Raw genomic sequence first — 20,527 nt, forward strand, 5'->3', positions numbered from 1 at the left:
GTCACACCCGTTCCCATTCCGAACACGGCAGTTAAGCTCTTCAGCGCCGATGGTAGTTGGGGGTTTCCCCCTGTGAGAGTAGGACGCCGCCAAGCCATTTCGAAGGTCAGCCATTAGGCTGGTCTTTTTTTGTTTTCAGACTGGTACCATTAAAATAAAATGAAATCATTCACTGTTGCTAGGACAGGACAAGTTAGATATTGAAAACAACTTTCCGTCGATCTTTGATTAAAATCCCTGGATAAGCTGTTCAACCTATCTGAAAGAATTTATAATTAGAAAAATAGGCAAGCTGTTTAATAAGGGTGGAACAAAAATATTCATGAAAATAGTGAATGCAGGAAAGGAACGATTCTGTGAGTAAAAAGGGTAAAGAAAAGTTTGAAGTTAGAGAAGGAGAAAGCATTGATGAATGCCTAGATCGAATAAAGGCTGCAGGGTATTTTCCTGTGAGGAGAACGGAAGAACCCATTTTTGAGGAAAGAATCACGAATGGAATGGCTCATTATGAACCAATTAACAGGAAAATTGTATTTGAAGCAAAGTTATTGGAGCAAAACACGAACGATCATTAAGTATTCTATAAAAATATTCGATTTTGTCTTGACAATGAAAATGCGTGACGGTAAGATGAATGTATATTAATACCTCTCATATAATCCTGGGGATATGGCCCAAAAGTTTCTACCTGATGACCGTAAATCATCGGACTATGAGAAAAGTAGCTGACTTATTCGGAAACTATCGAAGTCTTTTTTGTGAAGACTTTTTTCCGGGCAGATTGCTTTCTCTATGAGGAAGAAGTCTGCCCGTTTTTTTTTGAAAATTATAGATGAAAGAATGGAAAGTGGGAGGGACAGTATTATGAAGTCACAGGTCGGGGTCATTATGGGTAGCGTCTCGGATTGGGAAACGATGAAGTATGCTTGTGAATCATTGGAACAACTTGAAATCCCCTATGAAAAAAGAGTCGTTTCGGCCCACCGCACACCAGACTTATTGTTTGAATATGCAGAGAGTGCAAGAGAGCGCGGGATTAAGGTAATAATAGCAGGTGCAGGTGGAGCTGCTCATCTACCCGGTATGACGGCAGCTAAAACAATAGTACCTGTGATTGGAGTGCCAATCCAATCCAAGGCTTTAAACGGTTTGGATTCATTATTATCAATTGTTCAAATGCCAGGCGGGGTACCGGTTGCCACGGTAGCCATCGGAAAGGCAGGGGCGATTAACGCAGGTTTGCTTGCGGCGCAGATATTGGCTGCTTTCGATTCAGAAATCGCCGATAGGATAGAGGTTCTCCGAGACGAAACTAGGGAAAAGGTGTTATTGAGCAGTGAACAACTTAAATAAGGTCATTTTACCGGGTCAGACGATTGGAATTATTGGCGGTGGACAGTTAGGCAGGATGATGGCCTTAGCGGCTAAGGCAGCAGGCTTTAAGATAGCTGTTCTTGAACCAACGACTAATGGTCCTTGTGCTCAAGTGGCAGATATAGAGATCCTTGGGGCATATGATGACATAGATGCATTGAAAAGGCTGGCAAATGTCAGTGACGTCATTACCTATGAGTTCGAAAATATCAGTTCCAAGGCTCTAGATTGGTTGAAACAGCATGCCTATCTTCCTCAAGGGTCGGAATTATTAAAACAAACACAGGATCGGCTTACTGAAAAGAAAGCCATAGCAGGTGCCGGAGCAACGGTTGCCCCGTACCGGGAAATTCAGGATGTTTCGGAAATATACCTACATATAGAAGAATTAGGGTACCCAAGTGTGTTAAAAACGACCCGTGGCGGTTATGATGGAAAAGGGCAGTTAGTCATTAATGAGGAAGCTGATATTAAAAAGGCTGAATCCCTGCTCCAAACAGGTGTATGTGTATTAGAAGCTTGGATACCTTTCGTTAAGGAAATCTCGGTTGTCGTGACGCGTAAAGCAAATGGTGAAACAAGTCATTTTCCGGTTGCAGAAAATATTCATATTGAAAATATACTGCATAAAAGCATCGTTCCCGCTCGCATCAGTCAGAGTGCTGAAGAAAAGGCCATTGTGGAGGCTCGACAGCTTGCCGAAAAACTGGACCTTGTCGGTACATTGGCCGTGGAGATGTTTTTAACGGCAAAGGATGAAATCATCATCAATGAGCTTGCACCAAGACCACACAATTCGGGTCATTATACATTGGAAGCATGTGCAACATCCCAATTCGAACAGCATATCCGTGCTGTCTGTAATTGGCCCCTCGGAAATACCTCCTTGTTGCAACCGGTGGTCATGGTCAACGTCCTAGGTGAACACTTGGAGCCATTACTTCATGAAATTCCGGAGCTTACAGATTGGAAGATTCATCTTTATGGTAAAAGAGAGGCCAAGATAAAACGGAAAATGGGGCATGTTAACATTTTACGTCCAACACTCGAGGAAGCCCTTTTAGAAAGTGATCGAAGCAAAATTTGGAATCAACAGGTTGAAACGGAGGAAGCAAAATGATTGAACGTTATACCCGCCCTGAAATGGGGAACATTTGGACAGAGAAAAACCGCTTTAATGCATGGTTGGAAGTAGAAATCTTGGCATGTGAAGCATGGTCGGAACTTGGTGTCATACCGAAAGAAGACGTGAAGCTCCTTCGTGAAAATGCATCATTCGATGTAGAGCGCATCAATGAAATTGAAAAAGATACTCGCCATGATGTTGTGGCCTTCACGCGTGCGGTTTCCGAAACATTAGGTGAAGAACGTAAATGGGTGCATTATGGTCTGACTTCAACGGATGTAGTTGATACGGCACTTTCTTATGTGATTAAACAAGCGAATGATATTCTTTCAAAGGATTTAAATAATTTTGTAGAGATCTTGAAAAACAAAGCGAAAGAACATAAATATACCGTTCAAATGGGACGTACACATGGTGTGCATGCAGAACCGACTACTTTCGGCTTGAAGCTTGCCCTTTGGTACCAAGAAATGAAACGGAATGTGGAACGTTTTGATGCTGCTCGAAAAAACATCGAGGTAGGTAAAATCTCCGGTGCTGTTGGTACATATGCAAACATCGACCCGTTCGTTGAACAATTCGTCTGTGAAAAGCTGGGCCTTGAAGCTGATCCGATTTCAACGCAAACCTTGCAACGTGATCGCCATGCACACTATATGAGCACTTTGGCGTTAATTGCAACTTCCATCGAAAAATTCGCTGTGGAAATCCGAGGATTACAAAAAAGCGAAACGCGCGAAGTGGAAGAATTCTTTGCAAAAGGACAAAAAGGATCATCGGCAATGCCTCATAAACGGAATCCTATCGGTTCTGAGAACATGACAGGAATGGCCCGGGTCATCCGTGGATACATGATGACAGCGTATGAGAATGTAGCTTTATGGCACGAACGTGATATCTCCCACTCTTCTGCTGAACGAATCATCTTGCCGGATGCAACGATTGCTTTGAATTATATGTTGAACCGCTTCAGTAACATCGTGAAAAACCTGACTGTCTATCCTGAGAACATGAAGCGTAACATGGATCGTACTCTTGGATTAATCTTCTCTCAACGCGTGTTGCTTGCTCTTATTGACAAGGGTCTTGTCCGTGAAGAGGCGTATGATACGGTTCAGCCACATGCGATGGACGCCTGGGAGCAACAAGTCCCATTCAGGAGCCTGATCGACAAGGATGATAAAATCACAAGCCTGCTTACTAAAGAAGAACTTGATGACTGTTTCGACCCTACCCATCATTTGAAAAACGTAGATGTGATCTTTGATCGCCTAGGCTTATAAAACAAGGCTGCAAACGTGAATCCCAGTCGGGTGAAGCGTTTGCTCCTTGCCTAATGATAAAATAAAAATTCATAATATTCACAATTCGGAGGTCTTAACAGATGGAAAAGCGAGAATTGCTGTATGAAGGGAAAGCGAAACAGATTTATGCAACGGACAACAGTGAAATAGTATGGGTGGAATACAAAGATTCAGCAACGGCTTTCAATGGCGAGAAGAAGTCAGAAATCGCTGGTAAAGGCCAGTTGAATAATCAAATTACTAGTTTACTATTTTCAAAGCTTGCCGAACAAAACATTCCTTCTCATTTTATAGAAAAGCTTTCCGAGCGGGAGCAACTGGTTAAAAAGGTCTCCATCATACCTCTTGAAGTGGTCGTTAGAAACACGGCTGCCGGTAGCTTCTCTAAACGCACTGGCATGGAAGAAGGCCACCCACTAAAGAAAACGCTCGTTGAATTTTATTATAAAGACGACGCACTCGGCGATCCCCTGTTGACGGAAGACCATATTGAAGAATTGGAACTTGCCAGCAAGGAAGATGTAGCTATCTTAAAGGAAAAGGCACGGGAAATCAGTAAGGTCCTATCAACCATCTTCCAAGAGATGGGCATTAACTTGATTGATTTTAAACTGGAGTTTGGCAAGACATCGGATGGGGAAATCCTATTGGCTGATGAAATTTCACCGGATACTTGTCGCCTTTGGGATGCAGTGACAAATGAAAAACTGGACAAAGACGTATTCCGCCGTGATTTAGGTAGTTTAACAGATGCATATGGAAAAATTCTAGCAAAGTTGGAGGGTACTCAACATGTATAAGGTTAAGGTATATATCACACTACGAGAAAGTGTACTGGATCCACAGGGGACAGCGGTTCAACAATCCCTTCATAGTTTGACATATAACGAAGTAAGCGATGTTCGTGTCGGGAAATACATTGAACTGACGATTGAAGACACCGACCGTGATTTAGATCAACTGGTGAAGGAAATGTGTGAAAAGCTATTAGCCAATACAGTCATTGAAGCGTACCGTTATGACGTGGAGGAGGTTGTCACCCAATGAAATTTGCTGTGATCGTTTTCCCTGGCTCCAATTGTGATGTCGACATGTACCATGCGATACAGGATGCGCTTGGGGAGGAAGTGGAGTATGTATGGCATTCCACGGATAATCTAGACAAATTTGACGGAATCCTGCTTCCAGGCGGATTCTCTTATGGCGACTACCTACGTTCAGGAGCGATTGCCCGTTTTTCCAATGTGATGGCAGAAGTCGTAAAAGCGGCTCAAGCAGGAAAACCGGTTCTTGGCGTCTGCAATGGTTTTCAAATTTTGCTTGAAGCAGGGCTGTTACCGGGAGCGATGCGACGTAATGATGGTCTGAAATTCATCTGTCGTAATGTAGAGCTGAATGTTCAAAATAATGAATCAATGTTTACCACGGGATATTCATTAAACGAATCAATCACCATTCCAGTGGCCCATGGTGAAGGAAACTATTACTGTGATAAAGACACACTTGAGGAATTAAAACAAAATAACCGCATTCTGTTCACTTATAAGGGTGAAAATCCCAACGGTAGCCTAGAACAAATCGCGGGAATCACCAATGCACAAGGTAATGTCCTCGGAATGATGCCTCATCCCGAACGTGCTGTTGACTCACTGCTTGGCAGTAAAGACGGCTTAAAGATCTTTCAATCCATCGTGAAAAACTGGAGGGAATCACATGTTGTTACAGCTTGAACCAAGTCCGGATAAAATTAAATCGGAGCGTTTATACGCAAGTATGGGGCTATCCGATGAAGAATTCGCCATGGTGGAGAAAATCTTAGGCAGACTGCCGAATTATACGGAAACGGGTTTGTTTTCCGTCATGTGGTCAGAGCATTGTTCCTACAAAAATTCAAAACCCATCTTAAGAAAATTCCCGATTACGGGGGAAAAAGTATTACAAGGTCCTGGGGAAGGCGCAGGAATCGTCGATATCGGTGATAATCAGGCCGTCGTTTTCAAGATTGAAAGCCATAACCATCCATCGGCCATTGAGCCATATCAAGGAGCAGCTACAGGCGTTGGGGGCATTATCCGTGATGTCTTCTCCATGGGAGCCCGACCTATCGCCATGTTAAATTCGCTGCGCTTCGGCGAATTGGATAACGAACGCGTGAAATATTTATTCAAAGAAGTGGTTGCAGGAATTGCTGGATATGGGAACTGCATTGGGATTCCCACTGTCGGCGGTGAAATTCAATTCGATCCTTCCTATGAGGGAAATCCATTAGTCAATGCCATGTGCGTCGGGTTAATTGATCATAAGGACATCAAGAAAGGTCAAGCTCATGGTGTCGGGAATACGGTCATGTACGTGGGTGCCAAAACTGGCCGTGATGGCATTCATGGAGCTACATTTGCATCGGAAGAACTTTCAGAGTCTTCAGAAGAGAAAAGACCAGCCGTGCAAGTTGGCGATCCATTCATGGAGAAATTACTGTTAGAAGCTTGCCTTGAACTCATCCATAATGATGCGCTTGTCGGCATTCAGGATATGGGCGCAGCGGGGCTTACTAGCTCTTCGGCTGAGATGGCGAGTAAAGCTGGATCAGGGATTAAAATGAACCTTGATTTAGTGCCTCAACGTGAAACAGGCATGACTGCGTATGAAATGATGCTGTCTGAGTCACAAGAACGGATGTTAATCGTCGTTACTAAAGGACGGGAACAGGAAATCGTTGATTTGTTTACGAAATATGACCTGGAAGCAGTTGCTGTTGGTGAAGTAACGGATGATAAAAACTTAACACTTTCCCATCAAGGTGAAATCGTTGCGGAAGTTCCAGTTGATGCATTGGCTGAAGAAGCACCAATCTATCACAAGCCATCTGCTGAACCACAGTATTTCCGCGACTTCCAAAGCATGACGGCAAAAGTGCCGGTTATCAAGGATTATAAGGGTACTCTTATAGCATTATTACAACAGCCTACCATTTCAAGCAAGGAATGGGTTTACGACCAATATGATTATATGGTTCGTACGAATACAGTGGTATCACCTGGTTCCGACGCTGCAGTGGTACGTGTGCGAGGAACGAATAAAGCTCTTGCAATGACAACGGATTGTAACTCCCGCTATATTTACCTCGACCCCGAGACAGGCGGTAAGATTGCTGTAGCTGAGGCGGCCCGTAACATTGTCTGTTCGGGTGGAGAACCTTTGGCGATTACAGATTGCTTGAATTTTGGAAACCCAGAAAAACCAGAGATATTTTGGCAACTGGAAAAAGCCGCTGATGGCATGAGCGAAGCATGTCGCAGCTTAAGTACGCCTGTCATTGGTGGAAATGTATCGCTTTATAATGAAACGAATGGCGAGGCCATTTATCCAACTCCAGTAGTTGGGATGGTTGGTCTTGTACATGACCTTCAACATATCACGACCCAAACGTTCAAACATGAATCCGACTTGATATATGTGGTCGGGGAAGCGAAAGCTGAATTTGGTGGCAGTGAACTTCAAAAAATGGTAGAAGGAAAAATCTTTGGACCTGCACCGGAATTGGACTTACATGTTGAACAAAAACGGCAAGCACAAATTCTTGAAGCCATTCGAGCAGGGCATATCGCCTCCGCACATGATCTTTCAGAGGGTGGTTTGGCTGTTGCCTTAAGTGAATCTCTATTCGGTCCGACTACACTCGGCGCCAACGTTAAGGTTTCCGGCGAATTGGTATCCGGGTTATTCAGTGAAACGCAATCCCGATTCTTACTATCCGTTAGTCCAGAAAACCAAGCGGCATTTGAATCCATTGTTGAAGATGCAATCCTTATAGGGGAAGTAACGAATGATTCAAAAATAATCGTGACGGATGATGGCGATAATCTGGTATTTGAAGTGAATGTTGAGGAATTACAATCAGCTTGGAAAGGGGCCATTCCATGCTTGCTGAAATAAGAAGTCTTAATGAGGAATGTGGTGTAGTAGGAGTCTGGGGACATCAAGATGCAGCACAGCTTGCCTATTACGGACTGCATAGCTTACAGCATCGGGGCCAAGAGGGAGCAGGCATTGTCGTGACGGACGGTAATCAAATGTCCATCACGAAAGGGGAAGGTCTTGTAACGGAAATCTTCACGGCAGAAAAAATGCAGGCACTTTCCGGTACAGGGAAGTCAGCGATAGGTCATGTCCGTTATACGACAGCAGGAGGCGGTGGATATCAAAACGTCCAGCCTTTCTTGTTCAATTCACATACAGGGGGGCTGGCTCTTGCCCATAATGGGAATATCGTCAATGCCAGCCAGTTAAAAGCACAGTTAGAGGGACAAGGGAGCATTTTTCAAACGACGTCGGATACGGAAGTCCTTGCACATTTGATTAAACGCTCCGGTTATTCTGATATAAGGGATTCTGTGAAAAATAGCTTAAGTATGCTGAAGGGTGCCTACGCATTTGTTATCATGACAGAAAACCAAATGATTTTAGCGCGGGATCCACATGGTTTCCGTCCACTTTCCCTCGGAAAGATAGGAGATGCGTATTACGCCGCTTCTGAAACATGTGCTCTTGATATCGTTGGGGCGGAATTCATCCGTGATATCGAACCAGGCGAGCTTGTCGTCATCAATGATGAAGGAATCTATTCAGAGTACTTTTCCCTTTCCAGTCAACAAGCCATGTGTACGATGGAATATGTGTATTTTTCCCGTCCGGATAGCAATATTGATGGGATTAATGTACATACAGCCAGGAAAAACCTTGGTAAGCAAATGGCTCAGGAAGCGAAAATCGAAGCGGATGTTGTCACGGGTGTTCCGGATTCAAGCATATCGGCGGCCATTGGTTATGCCGAAGCTGCGGGCATCCCTTATGAAATGGGCTTAATTAAGAACCGTTATGTCGGACGGACATTTATTCAACCGTCGCAAAGCCTTCGCGAACAGGGTGTGAAGATGAAGTTATCACCGGTACGAGGCGTCGTTGAAGGGAAACGCGTGATCATGGTGGACGATTCGATCGTACGTGGTACGACCAGCAGAAGGATTGTCCGCATGCTGAAAGATGCAGGGGCGAAAGAGGTCCATGTTGTGATCAGTTCGCCTCCAATTAAAAATCCATGTTTTTACGGTATTGATACATCGAAAAAAGATGAACTGATTGCCAGCTCCAAATCGGTGGAGGAAATACGGGAAATCATTGAAGCCGATTCATTAACCTTCTTAAGTGTGGAAGGCATGGTCGAAGCGATTGGACGTCCGTTTGCTGGAGAAACACGCGGTTCATGTCTAGCATGCTTCACGGGAAATTATCCAACGGAAATTTTCGATTATGAACGGGAAAAAATTAAATGCTAAAAAGGCATCGATAAGAACGAGTGGTTTTCGGAGGGGGATTTCAAATGGCTAATGCATATAAGCAGGCTGGCGTCGATATTGAAGCGGGCTACGAAGCGGTAAATCGGATGAAGAAACATGTAAAACGGACATTTCGTCCTGAAGTAATGAACGGATTGGGTGGTTTCGGAGGCATGTTCGATTTGTCTTCGTTACACCTTAAAGAGCCTGTCCTTATCTCAGGAACGGATGGAGTCGGGACGAAGCTTTTACTCGCGTTCATGATGGATAAACATGATACAATTGGAATAGATTGTGTAGCGATGTGCGTCAATGATGTGGTCGTACAGGGGGCTGCGCCGTTGTACTTTTTAGATTATATAGCTTGCGGCAAAGCTGATCCCGAGAGAATTGAAATGATCGTTAAAGGGATTGCGGACGGATGTGAGCAAGCGGGTTGTGCTTTAATCGGTGGGGAAACAGCTGAAATGCCAGGGATGTACGAAATCGAAGAATATGACGTGGCTGGGTTCACTGTTGGGGCGGTTGAAAAATCACGCTTAATTACGGGTGAGGGCATATCCAATGGTGATGTTGTCATCGGTCTTGCTTCAAGCGGGATCCATAGCAATGGCTATTCACTTGTCCGTAAAATCCTTCTTGAAGATGCAGGAATGGATTTACAGGAACTCGTGCCGGAGTTCGGTTGCAAATTGGGTGAAGAATTGTTGAAACCGACAAAAATCTATGTCCAGTCGATATTGTCGACACTTGAAAAGTTTGAAGTGAAGGGACTAGCACATATTACAGGTGGCGGGTTCATCGAAAATATTCCGCGTATCCTTCCCGAAAACTGCGGTGTTGAAATTGAGTTGGGCAGCTGGACGATTCCCCCAGTATTCTCGTACCTTGAGGAAAAAGGAAATCTTGTTCAGAAGGAAATGTTCAATATATTCAATATGGGCATCGGGATGACGGCCGTCGTGAAAAAATCGGATGCTCCTGCGATCATTGCGCATCTACAGTCTTGTGGTGAACAGGCTTCTGTCATAGGAACGATTATTGAGGGTGAAGGAGTGTCTTTTAAGCGATGAGGCGCCTTGCTGTCTTTGCATCGGGTAATGGAAGCAACTTTCAAGCAATCGCTGATGCAATAAAAGAGGGAAATCTAGAAGCGGATATATGCCTTGTTGTTTGTGACCGTGAGGATGCTTACGTAATTGAGAGGGCTAGAATGGAGAACATTCCGGTATTCTCATTCTCAGCAAAACAGTACGAAAATAAGGCGGGATATGAACGGGAGATACTGGATGAACTTCATGTCCATGGCGTAGAATTCATTATTCTTGCTGGTTATATGCGGTTAATAGGATCGACGTTATTAGGGGAATATTCACACAGGATTGTGAATATTCACCCTTCTCTTTTGCCTTGCTTTCCAGGTAAGGATGCTATTGGCCAGGCTTTTAAGGCTGAAGTGAAGGAAACCGGGGTCACGATTCATTATGTCGATGAGGGAATGGATACAGGACCGATTATTGCTCAACAGGCGGTCCCCATTCTTAACGGAGATACAAAAGACATCCTCCAAAAAAGAATTCAGGAATTGGAACATGATCTGTATCCAAAAACTTTGCAACAGCTATGCCAAGAGAAACAACATACATAATGGAGGGAACAACATACCATGAAGAAACGTGCGTTAATTAGTGTATCGGATAAAACAGGTATCGTAGAATTTGCCAAAGGGTTGAAAGAGGCCGGGTTTGAAATCATTTCAACGGGCGGTACGAGTAAAACATTACAGGATAATGGCGTGGATGTTATCGGTATCAGTGAAATCACTGGTTTCCCGGAAATTCTGGACGGCCGCGTTAAAACGTTACACCCGAATGTCCATGCAGCAGTCTTAGCCAAGCATGGAGATGAAGGGCATAAAGCTCAACTAGCAGAGCATCATATTGAACCGATTCAGTTGGTCTGTGTGAACCTTTATCCTTTCCAATCGACGATATCGAAACCGGATGTGACGGTGGAAGATGCGATTGAGAACATCGATATCGGAGGACCGACCATGCTACGTTCGTCTGCGAAAAACCACGAGTATGTGACAGTTATCGTCGATAGCGAGGATTATGCAACGGTATTGGCTGAGCTAAAAGAAAACGGAGATGTCTCAAAAACGACGAATCGTCGTCTGGCAGCTAAAGTCTTCCGTCATACAGCGGCATACGATGCCGTGATTTCAGAATATATGACTGAGCTTGCCGAAGAAGAGAATCCAGAATCACTTACTGTTACTTATGAATTGAAACAGTCGCTTCGTTATGGGGAAAATCCTCATCAAAAAGCAGCGTTCTATAAAAAACCGCTTGGATCTACCTTCTCGATTGCGGAAGCAAAACAACTGCACGGAAAAGAGCTTTCATACAATAACATCAATGATGCAGACGCAGCCCTTCAAATCGTTAAGGAATTCAAAGAACCGGCAGCCGTGGCCGTCAAGCATATGAATCCTTGTGGAGTCGGTGTTGGTGATACGATTCTGGAAGCATTCGATAAAGCGTATGAAGCGGATTCCACTTCGATTTTTGGTGGCATCATCGCCTTGAACCGTGAAGTGGATAAAGCGACTGCGGAAAAGCTTCACGAAATTTTCCTTGAAATCATCATCGCTCCAGGATTCTCTAAGGAAGCATTGGATGTATTGACAAGTAAGAAGAACCTTCGTCTATTAACGGTTAATTTCCAGGCTGCTAAAAAACCGGAACGTAAATTGACTTCAATTGAAGGTGGTTTACTCGTGCAAGAACGTGATGCTTTCGGTTTGAAGGATGCAGAAGTAAAAGTGGCAACAAAACGCGAACCGACCGCAGAAGAGTGGAAAGCTCTTGAACTTGGTTGGAAAATCGTGAAACATGTCAAATCGAATGCCATCGTTATTTGTAATGATCAGATGACATTGGGCGTGGGTGCAGGGCAAATGAACCGTGTCGGCGCAGCAAAAATAGCTCTAGAACAAGCTGGTGAAAGAGTAGCGGGAAGTGCTTTGGCATCGGATGCTTTCTTCCCTATGGACGATACCGTGGAGGCGGCGGCAAAAGCAGGCGTAACGGCAATCATCCAGCCAGGTGGATCGAAGAAAGACCAAGATTCAATTGATAAAGCCGATGAATATGGAATAGCAATGGTATTCACAGGAGTTCGCCACTTTAAACATTAATCGAAGATGAGGTGCGGTAATGAATGTACTAGTGATTGGCCGTGGAGGCAGGGAGCACGCTATCGCCCGTAAACTGTTTGAAAGCAAACGGGTTAAGAAAGTCTTCGTGGCGCCAGGGAATCCCGGCATGGCAGATGTTGCCGAACTTATATCAATCGAGGAAACCAAACATCAAGAATTGGTCGCTTTCGCAAAAGAAAATGCGATTGCTTTGACGGTGATTGGACCGGAAACGCCTTTACTTAATGGGTTGGCTGATGACTTTGAGAAAGAAAACTTGCAGGTGTTCGGACCAAACAGCCGGGCTGCGGTCATTGAAGGAAGTAAATCATTTGCTAAGAATTTAATGAGGGATTATCATATTCCAACAGCAGAATATGAGACGTTTTCTGATTATGAGCAGGCAAAGGCATATATCGAAAAAGTGGGCGCTCCCATTGTCATCAAGGCGGATGGTCTGGCTGCGGGCAAAGGCGTAGTAGTCGCCATGACGATGCAGGAAGCAATGGAAGCCATTCATGATATGCTAGTCGGTGCAAAGTTCGGGGAAGCTTCAGCAAAGGTTGTCATCGAGGAATACCTGGATGGCGAGGAGTTTTCATTGATGGCCTTCGTGAACGGGGATAAAGTATATCCAATGGTTATCGCACAGGATCATAAACGTGCCTACAATGGTGATAAAGGACCGAATACTGGTGGAATGGGTGCGTACTCCCCCGTCCCTCAAATATCCGATAGTATGGTGCAAGCAGCGGTAGATGCTATTCTGCAACCGACGGTTCATGCGATGATTTCAGAAAATCGCCGATTTTCAGGCATATTATATGCCGGGTTAATTGCAACGGAAAAGGGTACAAAAGTGATTGAATTCAATGCCCGTTTTGGGGATCCGGAAACTCAAGTAGTATTGCCCCGCTTAAAGACGGATTTCGTCGATACTCTTGAAGCGGTCCTTGCAGGGGAAGATTTAGATCTTGAATGGCATGATGAAGCGGTTCTTGGTGTAGTCGTGGCTGCAGAAGGCTATCCTGGAGCATACACGAAGGGGTCGGTAATCAAAGGGTTGGATAGGATTCAGCCGGACACCCATATTTACCATGCCGGGACGGCCAAAAACGACCAGGGAGATCTTGTTTCCAATGGAGGCAGGGTATTGCTTGTTGCGGCTAAAGGAAACGACCTTGCGTCTGCCCAAAGACAAGTCTATAAAGAAGTAGAACATATTGAAAAAGAAGGCCTGTTTTGGCGTACGGATATTGGATATCGAGCCATAGAATAGGTTCCTTGACCATAAAAAGAAGCTGGCTCAAATATCGAGTCAGCTTCTTTTAAAATGAAATCAATACGAATCAGATTGGTCATCCCTGTTCTGCTTATCCTTCATCATGGCTTGGCCATTTTCCATTACATCGACAACGGGGCAATAGCGCAATATGCCTTCGCCTATTTTCATGGCAGCAAGGATGACCACCATTAAGTAGGATTGATTTTTCCATGGTTTTTTAACCATTTTCGCTGTGGCCCAGGTAAGAAAGGTAAAGCCACAGGTAATCCGCATAAGCGCATTGACTATGCTGATATTTTGTTTGAATTTCATGATAAGTTCATCCTTTCACAAAAATTTCACAGTATTCTGGTTAACTTTACTGTGTTAATGAAATAAATATGTTACTATAAGATAAAATTGGATTGAATTGGGATTTCAATTCCTTTGTCTTACAATTCATGGAGGGATGTTTATGCTGGAACAACGTTATAGATGGAAAAATAAACATCTACGGGAACATATAGATGTGCTGGATGGAAAGAGGTCACCACACATTCTTTTGAAAAATGCTACATATTTAAACCAGGCTTTACGAAAATGGGTGAAAGCAAATATATGGATTTATGACGATCGCATTATCTATGTCGGTACAAACCTTCCTGAAAATATAGACCGCTGTGAAATGGTTGATTGTTCAGATCAGTACCTGGTCCCGGGATATATTGAGCCGCATTCACACCCTTCTCAATTATATAATCCCCTGTCTTTCTCACGCTATGCATCCCATTTTGGGACAACGACACTTATCAATGATAACCTGCCATTCCTTTTGCAATTAGGAAAAAAGAAAGCGTTTTCTCTTTTGAAGGAGCTACGTAACATCCCTGTTACGATGTATTGGTGGAGCCGTTTTGATGGACAAACGGAGTTGATCGATGAAGATACCGTATTTTCTCATGGAGCGGTTAAATCCTGGCTTGAGCATGATGCCGTTTTACAGGGCGGTGAACTGACGGGGTGGCCTAAGCTTCTTGATGGCGATGACATGATGCTGCATTGGATTCAGGAGGCCAAGCGGATGAGGAAGAAGATAGAGGGTCACTTTCCTGGTGCTTCTGAGAAAACACTTGCCAAGATGACACTATTTGGAGCCGATTGTGACCATGAGGCCATGACAGGTGATGAGGTGATGGAGCGCTTACTTCAAGGCTATTTCGTTTCATTAAGGCATTCATCCATCCGTCCGGATCTCCCAAACATATTGCAGGAAATTCATGAACTGGGTATCGATCAATATGATAAGTTCTTTTATACAACGGATGGTTCACCACCGTCTTTTTATGAAAAGGGATTCATAGATTGCTTGATTAAAATAGCAATCGAACAGGGTGTACCAGTCATTGACGCCTATAATATGGCCACTATCAATATCGCACGCTATTATAATATTGAATATCTCCATGGCAATATTGCTACGGGCAGAGTCGCCAATATCAATTTTCTGTCTGATATTGAGGAGCCCGCCCCGGTTTCTGTCATGGCTAAAGGGAAATGGGTGAAGCGGGATGGGAAAATCATTCCGGATTCACAAGAAATCAACTGGAGCGATTTTGACTTTAAACCGTTGGAAATGGACTGGGACCTTAGTTTGAAGGAAGATTTCGAATTCTCGATGCCGTTCGGAATAGAGCTGGTCAATAACGTGATCACCAAACCATATTCCCTTTCAAACGATGTGGGATATGAAGAGCTTACCTTTCAAGATGATGAGTGTTTCTTCATGCTCATCGATAAGGAAGGGAAATGGCGGATCAATACGATACTGAAGGGGTTTGCCGATAAGTTATGCGGTTTTGCAGCCACCTATACGAATACCGGGGATATCATTTTGATTGGGAAACGTAAGAAGGATATGCACCTGGCCTTCAACCGGCTGAAGGAAATCGGCGGCGGTATTGTTTTGACAGAGCAAGGAGAAGTGATTCATGAGGTGCCATTAACATTAAAAGGGATAATGTCCAATAAGGAAGTTCCTGAATTAATTATAGAAGAAAATGAATTGAAAAGATTGTTGCGTGAACGGGGTTATCGCTTCGCTGATCCCGTATATACCCTATCCTTTTTTTCTACGACCCATTTACCGTATATCAGGGTTACCCAGCGTGGGGTATATGATGTAATGAATAAAAATATACTCTTCCCTACTATAATGCGTTAAAATATAAAAGAACGCAGCAAACGACACGGTTGAGTAATCAGGAGCGTGAAAAGTGTATGAAAAAGTTTCTTTTCATCATGATAGCGATGTTACTTTTAGTAGGCTGTTCAGCGAAGGATAAGACAGAGGAAGACCAGCAAGACGAATCTGTCATGAAAGATACAGATGGTTCTTCAGGTGTTTTTCCGCTAACGGGAATAAGCACAGATGGAGAGAAGAAGCGTAGGGCCGTAGCGGTGATGATCAATAATCACCCACAGGCGCGTCCCCAATCGGGTCTTTCTGAAGCGGACATCGTTTATGAATTGCTGGCGGAGGGTGACATTACAAGGTTGTTAGCCGTTTTCCAGAGTGAGACCCCAGATCAAATCGGTCCGATTAGAAGTGCGAGAGATTATTATATCGAACTTGCCAAAGGCTTGGACTGTCTCTATGTATGCCACGGTAATAGCCCGGAGGCAAAGACGATGCTTGACAAAGGTTATGTTGATAACTTGAATGGCTTATATTATGATGGTACTCTATTTCAGCGGACTACAGACCGAAAAGCCCCACATAACTCCTACACCTCTTTTGAAAATATTGAAAAAGGTGCAAAGGAAAAAGGCTATGAGTTGACTGGTGCCCCCGAACCGTTTGCATTCTTGACGGAGGAAGAGGCAAAAGGTCTGCAAGGAGATGCAGCTTTGAACATCGATGTCGTCTATGGAGATGCAACATCCAATGTTCATTATGAGTATGAAAAAGCAGAAGAAAAATACACACGTTATTCGAATGGTGAGCAAACGGTTGAGTATCAATCTAAGAAACCTGTCCTGTTAGATAATATATTCATCATTGAGGCTGCTCATCAGGTGGTTGACGATAAAGGACGCCGAAAGATTGATTTGAAAAGCGGCGGAAAAGGTTACCTACTTCAAAAGGGGAAAATCAATGAAGTAGAATGGGTGAATAAAGATGACCGGATTATACCCGTGATTAATGGGAAAGAAGTAGGGTTGGTGACAGGCAAGACCTGGGTCAACGTAATTCCGAACCAACCAGGTATAGATAAGAACGTGTCATTTGATGCCCAAGAAAATTAAGGGGGAGTATGTATGCAAATTGATAAGTTAAGAGGGAAAGCGACAGATCAATTGTTTAAGTCGATTCTTTCTTTGCGCGATTTAGACGAGTGCTATCGCTTTTTTGATGATTTATGCACCGTCAATGAAATATCATCTTTGGCACAACGTCTTGAAGTGGCCCGCATGCTTGAGGAAGGTAAAACTTATCATAAGATTGAAACGGAAACCGGAGCCAGCACGGCTACGATATCCAGGGTCAAACGTTGCTTGAACTACGGGAACGACGCTTATTCCATGGCCATCAATCGCATTAAAGAAGATGTAGAGGAACCAACTGAAACGTAATGGGACGTTTCTTATAATGGATGAATCGAAAAAAACCGAGGAACTCGTTTTCTTGGTTTTTTATTTTGAGTTTATCCAGGTGGTCGGCAGCTTTTTTAGAGGAGTTGCCACGATAGAGTGGGTTTTCGATTCGTAGGTTTTTTTTGGAAAATTTTTTATCAGCACTTCTCTTTTTTTATGAAAAATCTTAATGCTATAATGGTTTAATGGGAAGTGTGAATGGAGGATTATTATGTACGATTTTCGCGAGTGGAAACATGTTTTCAAACTCGATCCAAATAAAGAAATAAGCGATGAAGCATTGGAAAAGGTTTGTGAATCTGGAACAGATGCCATTATGGTCGGCGGCACGGACGGAGTCACGCTTGAGAATGTGCTTCATTTAATGGCAAGGGTCAGGCGCTATACCGTTCCGTGCGTGATGGAGATTTCGTCAGTGGAAACGGTGACGCCTGGGTTCGATTTATATTTTATCCCAAGTGTGTTGAATAGCACCGATCCTGATTGGATGATGAAATTGCATCAGCAGGCGGTCAAGGAATACGGATATTTAATGAATTGGGACGAGATTTTTGTCGAGGGATATTGTATCCTCAACCCTGATTGCAAGGTGGCTCAATTGACGAATGCCAACACTGAATTGGATATGGATGATGTGGGTGCCTATGCGATGATGGCCGAAAAGATGTTCAATCTCCCTATTTTTTATCTGGAGTATAGCGGTATATATGGAGATGTCCGGATGCTGGAGGCCGCTAAAGAGAGCATGGAGAATAGCGTGCTATTCTATGGAGGCGGCATTAAATCAGTCGAACAGGCTAAAGAAATGGCCAAGTTTGCGGATGTAATCGTAGTTGGAAATGTAATTTATGAAGACTTGAAGGCGGCACTTGCAACGGTTGCCGCTGTTAAATAAAACGTTCATGGAATTAATGAAGTGTAGTATAATAAAAGAACAAATGTTCGTACAGGCGGTGTAATGATGCAATATTTAGCGGAAAAATTACTAACGGGTTTGAATGAACAACAACAAAAAGCAGTAAAAGCAACGGATGGCCCACTATTGATCATGGCTGGTGCAGGTAGTGGAAAGACCCGTGTTCTAACACATAGGATCGCATACTTGATGGTGGAGAAAGAAATCGCGCCTTGGAATATCCTCGCCATCACGTTTACCAACAAAGCGGCCCGAGAAATGAAAGAAAGAATCCGGGCGATTCTAGGTGGCGCATCCGAGGACATTTGGATTTCGACGTTTCACTCCATGTGTGTCCGGATTTTACGAAGAGATATCGACCGGATGGGTTTCAACCGGAACTTCTCCATTTTAGACACGACAGATCAGCAATCAGTCGTTAAGCAAATCCTGAAAGACCGCAATTTGGATCCAAAGAAATATGATTATCGGGCTATCCTTGGAAGTATCAGCTCGGCGAAAAATGAATTGGTCGGTCCGGAAGAATACCAAAAAACCGCATCGGACTTTTTCACAAAAATCACGGCGGATGTCTATACGGAATATCAAAAAAGGTTACGGAAAAACTCAGCACTTGATTTTGATGATTTGATCATGATGACGATCCAATTATTCCAGATTGTTCCGGAAGTTTTGGAATACTATCAACGCAAGTTTCAATATATCCATGTCGATGAGTATCAAGATACCAACCGTGCCCAATATATGCTTGTTAAACTACTTGCTTCACGTTTTCGTAATCTATGCGTTGTAGGGGATTCGGATCAGTCGATCTATCGGTGGCGCGGTGCGGATATAGCCAATATCCTTTCTTTTGAAAAGGATTACCCGAATGCGACGATGATTTTCCTTGAACAGAATTACCGTTCAACGAAAAAGATCCTTGAAGCGGCCAATAAGGTCATTGATAATAACCAAAACCGTAAGCCGAAGAATCTATGGACAGAGAACGTAGCGGGTAATAAGTTATCTTATTTCAGGGCAGACAATGAGCAAGGTGAAGCACAATTCGTAGCAGGGAAAATAAATGAATTAACGCTAAAAGGCGAAAGAAAGTATTCTGATATAGCTATCCTGTATCGGACAAACGCACAGTCCCGGGTAATGGAGGAAGTGCTGCTTAAGTCAAACATCAACTATGCCATCGTCGGCGGCACCAAGTTCTATGATCGTAAAGAGATCAAGGACCTGCTTGCTTATCTGCGGCTCATCGCCAATCCTGACGATGATATTAGCCTGCGCCGTGTAATCAATGTTCCAAAACGCGGCATTGGCGCAACATCGATGGATAAGGTGGCGGATTACGCCAATCAATATGATATTTCCATTTATAAAGCGCTCGAGTCGATAGAAATGATCGGGATTAGCGGGAAGGCGACGAAAGCAGCCCGTGAATTCCATACATTGATTACGAATTATACGAATCAGCAGGAATTTTTGTCCGTTACGGAATTGGTAGAAGAAGTCATCGAAAAAACGGGATACCGTGAAATGTTAAGGGCTGAAAAAACGATTGAATCACAAAGCCGCCTAGAAAATATTGATGAGTTTCTATCCGTGACGAAAGCATTTGAAAGTAATAGTGAAGATAAATCATTAGTGGGCTTTTTAACGGATTTGGCGTTGGTGGCCGATATCGATAAACTAGATGAAAACCCTGAAGACGCTAACGATGCGGTAACGCTGATGACGCTCCATTCTGCGAAGGGCCTCGAATATCCGGTCGTCTTTTTACTTGGGCTTGAAGAAGGGGTATTCCCACATAGCCGCTCCCTCATGGATGAGGAAGAGATGGAAGAAGAACGCCGTCTTGCCTACGTGGGCATTACAAGGGCTGAAAACGAATTGTTTTTAAGCAATGCCCAAATGCGGACACTTTACGGACGCACGAACATGAATCCAGTGTCCCGTTTCATTTCGGAAATCCCGGCAGAACTTCTGGAAGATTTAAAACCGAAACCCGCTCCCAAGTCTAAGCAAACTTCATTCAGTTCTTCGGCGAGGACAGGTTCTACTGCACCTACCCATGCTAGAAAAACACCTAGCTTCGGACGTGCTGTTTCTGCCCCATCTGCAACAGGCGGTGAAGAAATAGGCTGGGCTGTCGGTGATAAGGCTTCCCATAAAAAATGGGGTGTCGGAACGGTAGTCAGTGTAAAAGGGGAAGGCGAAGGAAAAGAATTGGATATCGCATTTCCTAGTCCGACCGGAATCAAGCGTTTGTTGGCGAAGTTTGCACCAATCGAAAAAGTTTAAGCTATGAATATACGCCTACTGGCAAAGGATAAAGTTACCTGCATGTACATCGCCTT

19 protein-coding genes, 1 rRNA gene and 1 riboswitch are annotated in these 20,527 nt (G+C 43.8%); of the genes, 19 read left to right on the top strand and 1 reads right to left on the bottom strand.

Annotated features, from left to right (window positions below):
- The 14 genes from rrf to purD form a co-directional block, all read left to right on the top strand.
- Positions 1–95, top strand: a 5S ribosomal RNA gene (gene rrf, locus ACQKL6_RS15370); the annotation flags it as partial.
- Positions 96–356: 261 nt separating this feature from the next.
- Entirely contained in the window at positions 357–575 is a 219-nt protein-coding gene (locus ACQKL6_RS15375) for an NETI motif-containing protein (RefSeq protein ID WP_403079998.1), read from the top strand.
- A 56-nt stretch (positions 576–631) separates the two neighbouring features.
- Positions 632–733: riboswitch (purine riboswitch) on the top strand.
- A gap of 131 nt (positions 734–864) precedes the next feature.
- Positions 865–1,353, top strand: coding sequence for a 5-(carboxyamino)imidazole ribonucleotide mutase (gene purE / locus ACQKL6_RS15380; protein ID WP_402872294.1), 489 nt, complete (start codon positions 865–867; stop codon positions 1,351–1,353).
- The gene (purK, locus tag ACQKL6_RS15385; protein WP_402872291.1) at positions 1,337–2,494 is read left to right on the top strand and encodes a 5-(carboxyamino)imidazole ribonucleotide synthase; all 1,158 of its coding nucleotides are present in this window, start codon (positions 1,337–1,339) and stop codon (positions 2,492–2,494) included. Before purE ends, purK begins: the two co-directional genes overlap by 17 nt.
- Positions 2,491–3,783 (top strand): adenylosuccinate lyase, encoded by a 1,293-nt coding sequence (gene purB, locus ACQKL6_RS15390; protein ID WP_402872289.1) that lies wholly within the window; start codon positions 2,491–2,493, stop codon positions 3,781–3,783. The genes purK and purB overlap by 4 nt, the downstream gene beginning before the upstream one ends.
- Positions 3,784–3,884: 101 nt before the next feature.
- On the top strand, positions 3,885–4,604 hold the full coding sequence (gene purC, locus ACQKL6_RS15395; protein WP_402958634.1) for a phosphoribosylaminoimidazolesuccinocarboxamide synthase: 720 nt from the start codon (positions 3,885–3,887) through the stop codon (positions 4,602–4,604).
- Positions 4,597–4,851 (top strand): phosphoribosylformylglycinamidine synthase subunit PurS, encoded by a 255-nt coding sequence (gene purS / locus ACQKL6_RS15400; protein ID WP_402872285.1) that lies wholly within the window; start codon positions 4,597–4,599, stop codon positions 4,849–4,851. The genes purC and purS overlap by 8 nt, the downstream gene beginning before the upstream one ends.
- On the top strand, positions 4,848–5,534 hold the full coding sequence (gene purQ, locus ACQKL6_RS15405; RefSeq protein WP_402872282.1) for a phosphoribosylformylglycinamidine synthase subunit PurQ: 687 nt from the start codon (positions 4,848–4,850) through the stop codon (positions 5,532–5,534). Before purS ends, purQ begins: the two co-directional genes overlap by 4 nt.
- Positions 5,518–7,740 carry a phosphoribosylformylglycinamidine synthase subunit PurL gene (gene purL / locus ACQKL6_RS15410; protein WP_427591656.1) on the top strand — a complete coding sequence of 741 codons (2,223 nt, stop codon included), beginning with the start codon at positions 5,518–5,520 and terminating at the stop codon, positions 7,738–7,740. The genes purQ and purL overlap by 17 nt, the downstream gene beginning before the upstream one ends.
- Complete coding sequence (gene purF, locus ACQKL6_RS15415) at positions 7,725–9,140, top strand: amidophosphoribosyltransferase (protein WP_402872278.1); 1,416 nt, start codon at positions 7,725–7,727, stop codon at positions 9,138–9,140. The genes purL and purF overlap by 16 nt, the downstream gene beginning before the upstream one ends.
- A gap of 44 nt (positions 9,141–9,184) precedes the next feature.
- Positions 9,185–10,213 carry a phosphoribosylformylglycinamidine cyclo-ligase gene (purM, locus tag ACQKL6_RS15420; RefSeq protein ID WP_427591655.1) on the top strand — a complete coding sequence of 343 codons (1,029 nt, stop codon included), beginning with the start codon at positions 9,185–9,187 and terminating at the stop codon, positions 10,211–10,213.
- A complete protein-coding gene (gene purN / locus ACQKL6_RS15425; protein WP_427591654.1) occupies positions 10,210–10,788 on the top strand; it encodes a phosphoribosylglycinamide formyltransferase in 579 nt (192 codons plus the stop codon). The genes purM and purN overlap by 4 nt, the downstream gene beginning before the upstream one ends.
- 18 nt (positions 10,789–10,806) lie before the next feature.
- Positions 10,807–12,342 (top strand): bifunctional phosphoribosylaminoimidazolecarboxamide formyltransferase/IMP cyclohydrolase, encoded by a 1,536-nt coding sequence (purH, locus tag ACQKL6_RS15430; protein WP_402958627.1) that lies wholly within the window; start codon positions 10,807–10,809, stop codon positions 12,340–12,342.
- Between the two features lie 19 nt (positions 12,343–12,361).
- On the top strand, positions 12,362–13,621 hold the full coding sequence (purD, locus tag ACQKL6_RS15435) for a phosphoribosylamine--glycine ligase (protein ID WP_402958624.1): 1,260 nt from the start codon (positions 12,362–12,364) through the stop codon (positions 13,619–13,621).
- Between the two features lie 60 nt (positions 13,622–13,681).
- Here the strand turns inward: purD and ACQKL6_RS15440 are convergent, their stop codons facing one another.
- Entirely contained in the window at positions 13,682–13,939 is a 258-nt protein-coding gene (locus ACQKL6_RS15440; protein WP_402872266.1) for a YgaP-like transmembrane domain, read from the bottom strand.
- Between the two features lie 142 nt (positions 13,940–14,081).
- On the opposite strand from ACQKL6_RS15440, the gene ACQKL6_RS15445 reads away from it, so the two are divergent.
- The 5 genes from ACQKL6_RS15445 to pcrA all read left to right on the top strand — a co-directional run bounded on the left by ACQKL6_RS15445 (position 14,082) and on the right by pcrA (position 20,471).
- Entirely contained in the window at positions 14,082–15,827 is a 1,746-nt protein-coding gene (locus ACQKL6_RS15445; protein WP_402989351.1) for an adenine deaminase C-terminal domain-containing protein, read from the top strand.
- Between the two features lie 56 nt (positions 15,828–15,883).
- Positions 15,884–16,912, top strand: coding sequence for a DUF3048 domain-containing protein (locus ACQKL6_RS15450; protein WP_402958620.1), 1,029 nt, complete (start codon positions 15,884–15,886; stop codon positions 16,910–16,912).
- Positions 16,913–16,924: 12 nt separating this feature from the next.
- Positions 16,925–17,239, top strand: coding sequence for a YerC/YecD family TrpR-related protein (locus tag ACQKL6_RS15455; protein ID WP_402958616.1), 315 nt, complete (start codon positions 16,925–16,927; stop codon positions 17,237–17,239).
- A gap of 232 nt (positions 17,240–17,471) precedes the next feature.
- Positions 17,472–18,155 (top strand): heptaprenylglyceryl phosphate synthase, encoded by a 684-nt coding sequence (locus ACQKL6_RS15460; RefSeq protein WP_402872255.1) that lies wholly within the window; start codon positions 17,472–17,474, stop codon positions 18,153–18,155.
- 66 nt (positions 18,156–18,221) lie between these two features.
- A complete protein-coding gene (pcrA, locus tag ACQKL6_RS15465) occupies positions 18,222–20,471 on the top strand; it encodes a DNA helicase PcrA (RefSeq protein WP_402872252.1) in 2,250 nt (749 codons plus the stop codon).
- Positions 20,472–20,527: the final 56 nt, after the last annotated feature.

Source organism: Peribacillus sp. NPDC097197 (assembly GCF_050278025.1).
Taxonomy (GTDB): Bacteria; Bacillota; Bacilli; order Bacillales; family DSM-1321; genus Peribacillus.

Coding starts and splice junctions, on each gene's coding strand:
- purE (WP_402872294.1), top strand. CDS start 865: ATGAAGTCACAGGTCGGGGTCATTATGGGTAGCGTCTCGGATTGGGAA.
- purB (WP_402872289.1), top strand. CDS start 2,491: ATGATTGAACGTTATACCCGCCCTGAAATGGGGAACATTTGGACAGAG.
- purC (WP_402958634.1), top strand. CDS start 3,885: ATGGAAAAGCGAGAATTGCTGTATGAAGGGAAAGCGAAACAGATTTAT.
- purS (WP_402872285.1), top strand. CDS start 4,597: ATGTATAAGGTTAAGGTATATATCACACTACGAGAAAGTGTACTGGAT.
- purQ (WP_402872282.1), top strand. CDS start 4,848: ATGAAATTTGCTGTGATCGTTTTCCCTGGCTCCAATTGTGATGTCGAC.
- purL (WP_427591656.1), top strand. CDS start 5,518: ATGTTGTTACAGCTTGAACCAAGTCCGGATAAAATTAAATCGGAGCGT.
- purF (WP_402872278.1), top strand. CDS start 7,725: ATGCTTGCTGAAATAAGAAGTCTTAATGAGGAATGTGGTGTAGTAGGA.
- purM (WP_427591655.1), top strand. CDS start 9,185: ATGGCTAATGCATATAAGCAGGCTGGCGTCGATATTGAAGCGGGCTAC.
- purN (WP_427591654.1), top strand. CDS start 10,210: ATGAGGCGCCTTGCTGTCTTTGCATCGGGTAATGGAAGCAACTTTCAA.
- purH (WP_402958627.1), top strand. CDS start 10,807: ATGAAGAAACGTGCGTTAATTAGTGTATCGGATAAAACAGGTATCGTA.
- purD (WP_402958624.1), top strand. CDS start 12,362: ATGAATGTACTAGTGATTGGCCGTGGAGGCAGGGAGCACGCTATCGCC.
- ACQKL6_RS15440 (WP_402872266.1), bottom strand. CDS start 13,939: ATGAAATTCAAACAAAATATCAGCATAGTCAATGCGCTTATGCGGATT.
- ACQKL6_RS15445 (WP_402989351.1), top strand. CDS start 14,082: ATGCTGGAACAACGTTATAGATGGAAAAATAAACATCTACGGGAACAT.
- ACQKL6_RS15450 (WP_402958620.1), top strand. CDS start 15,884: ATGAAAAAGTTTCTTTTCATCATGATAGCGATGTTACTTTTAGTAGGC.
- ACQKL6_RS15455 (WP_402958616.1), top strand. CDS start 16,925: ATGCAAATTGATAAGTTAAGAGGGAAAGCGACAGATCAATTGTTTAAG.
- ACQKL6_RS15460 (WP_402872255.1), top strand. CDS start 17,472: ATGTACGATTTTCGCGAGTGGAAACATGTTTTCAAACTCGATCCAAAT.
- pcrA (WP_402872252.1), top strand. CDS start 18,222: ATGCAATATTTAGCGGAAAAATTACTAACGGGTTTGAATGAACAACAA.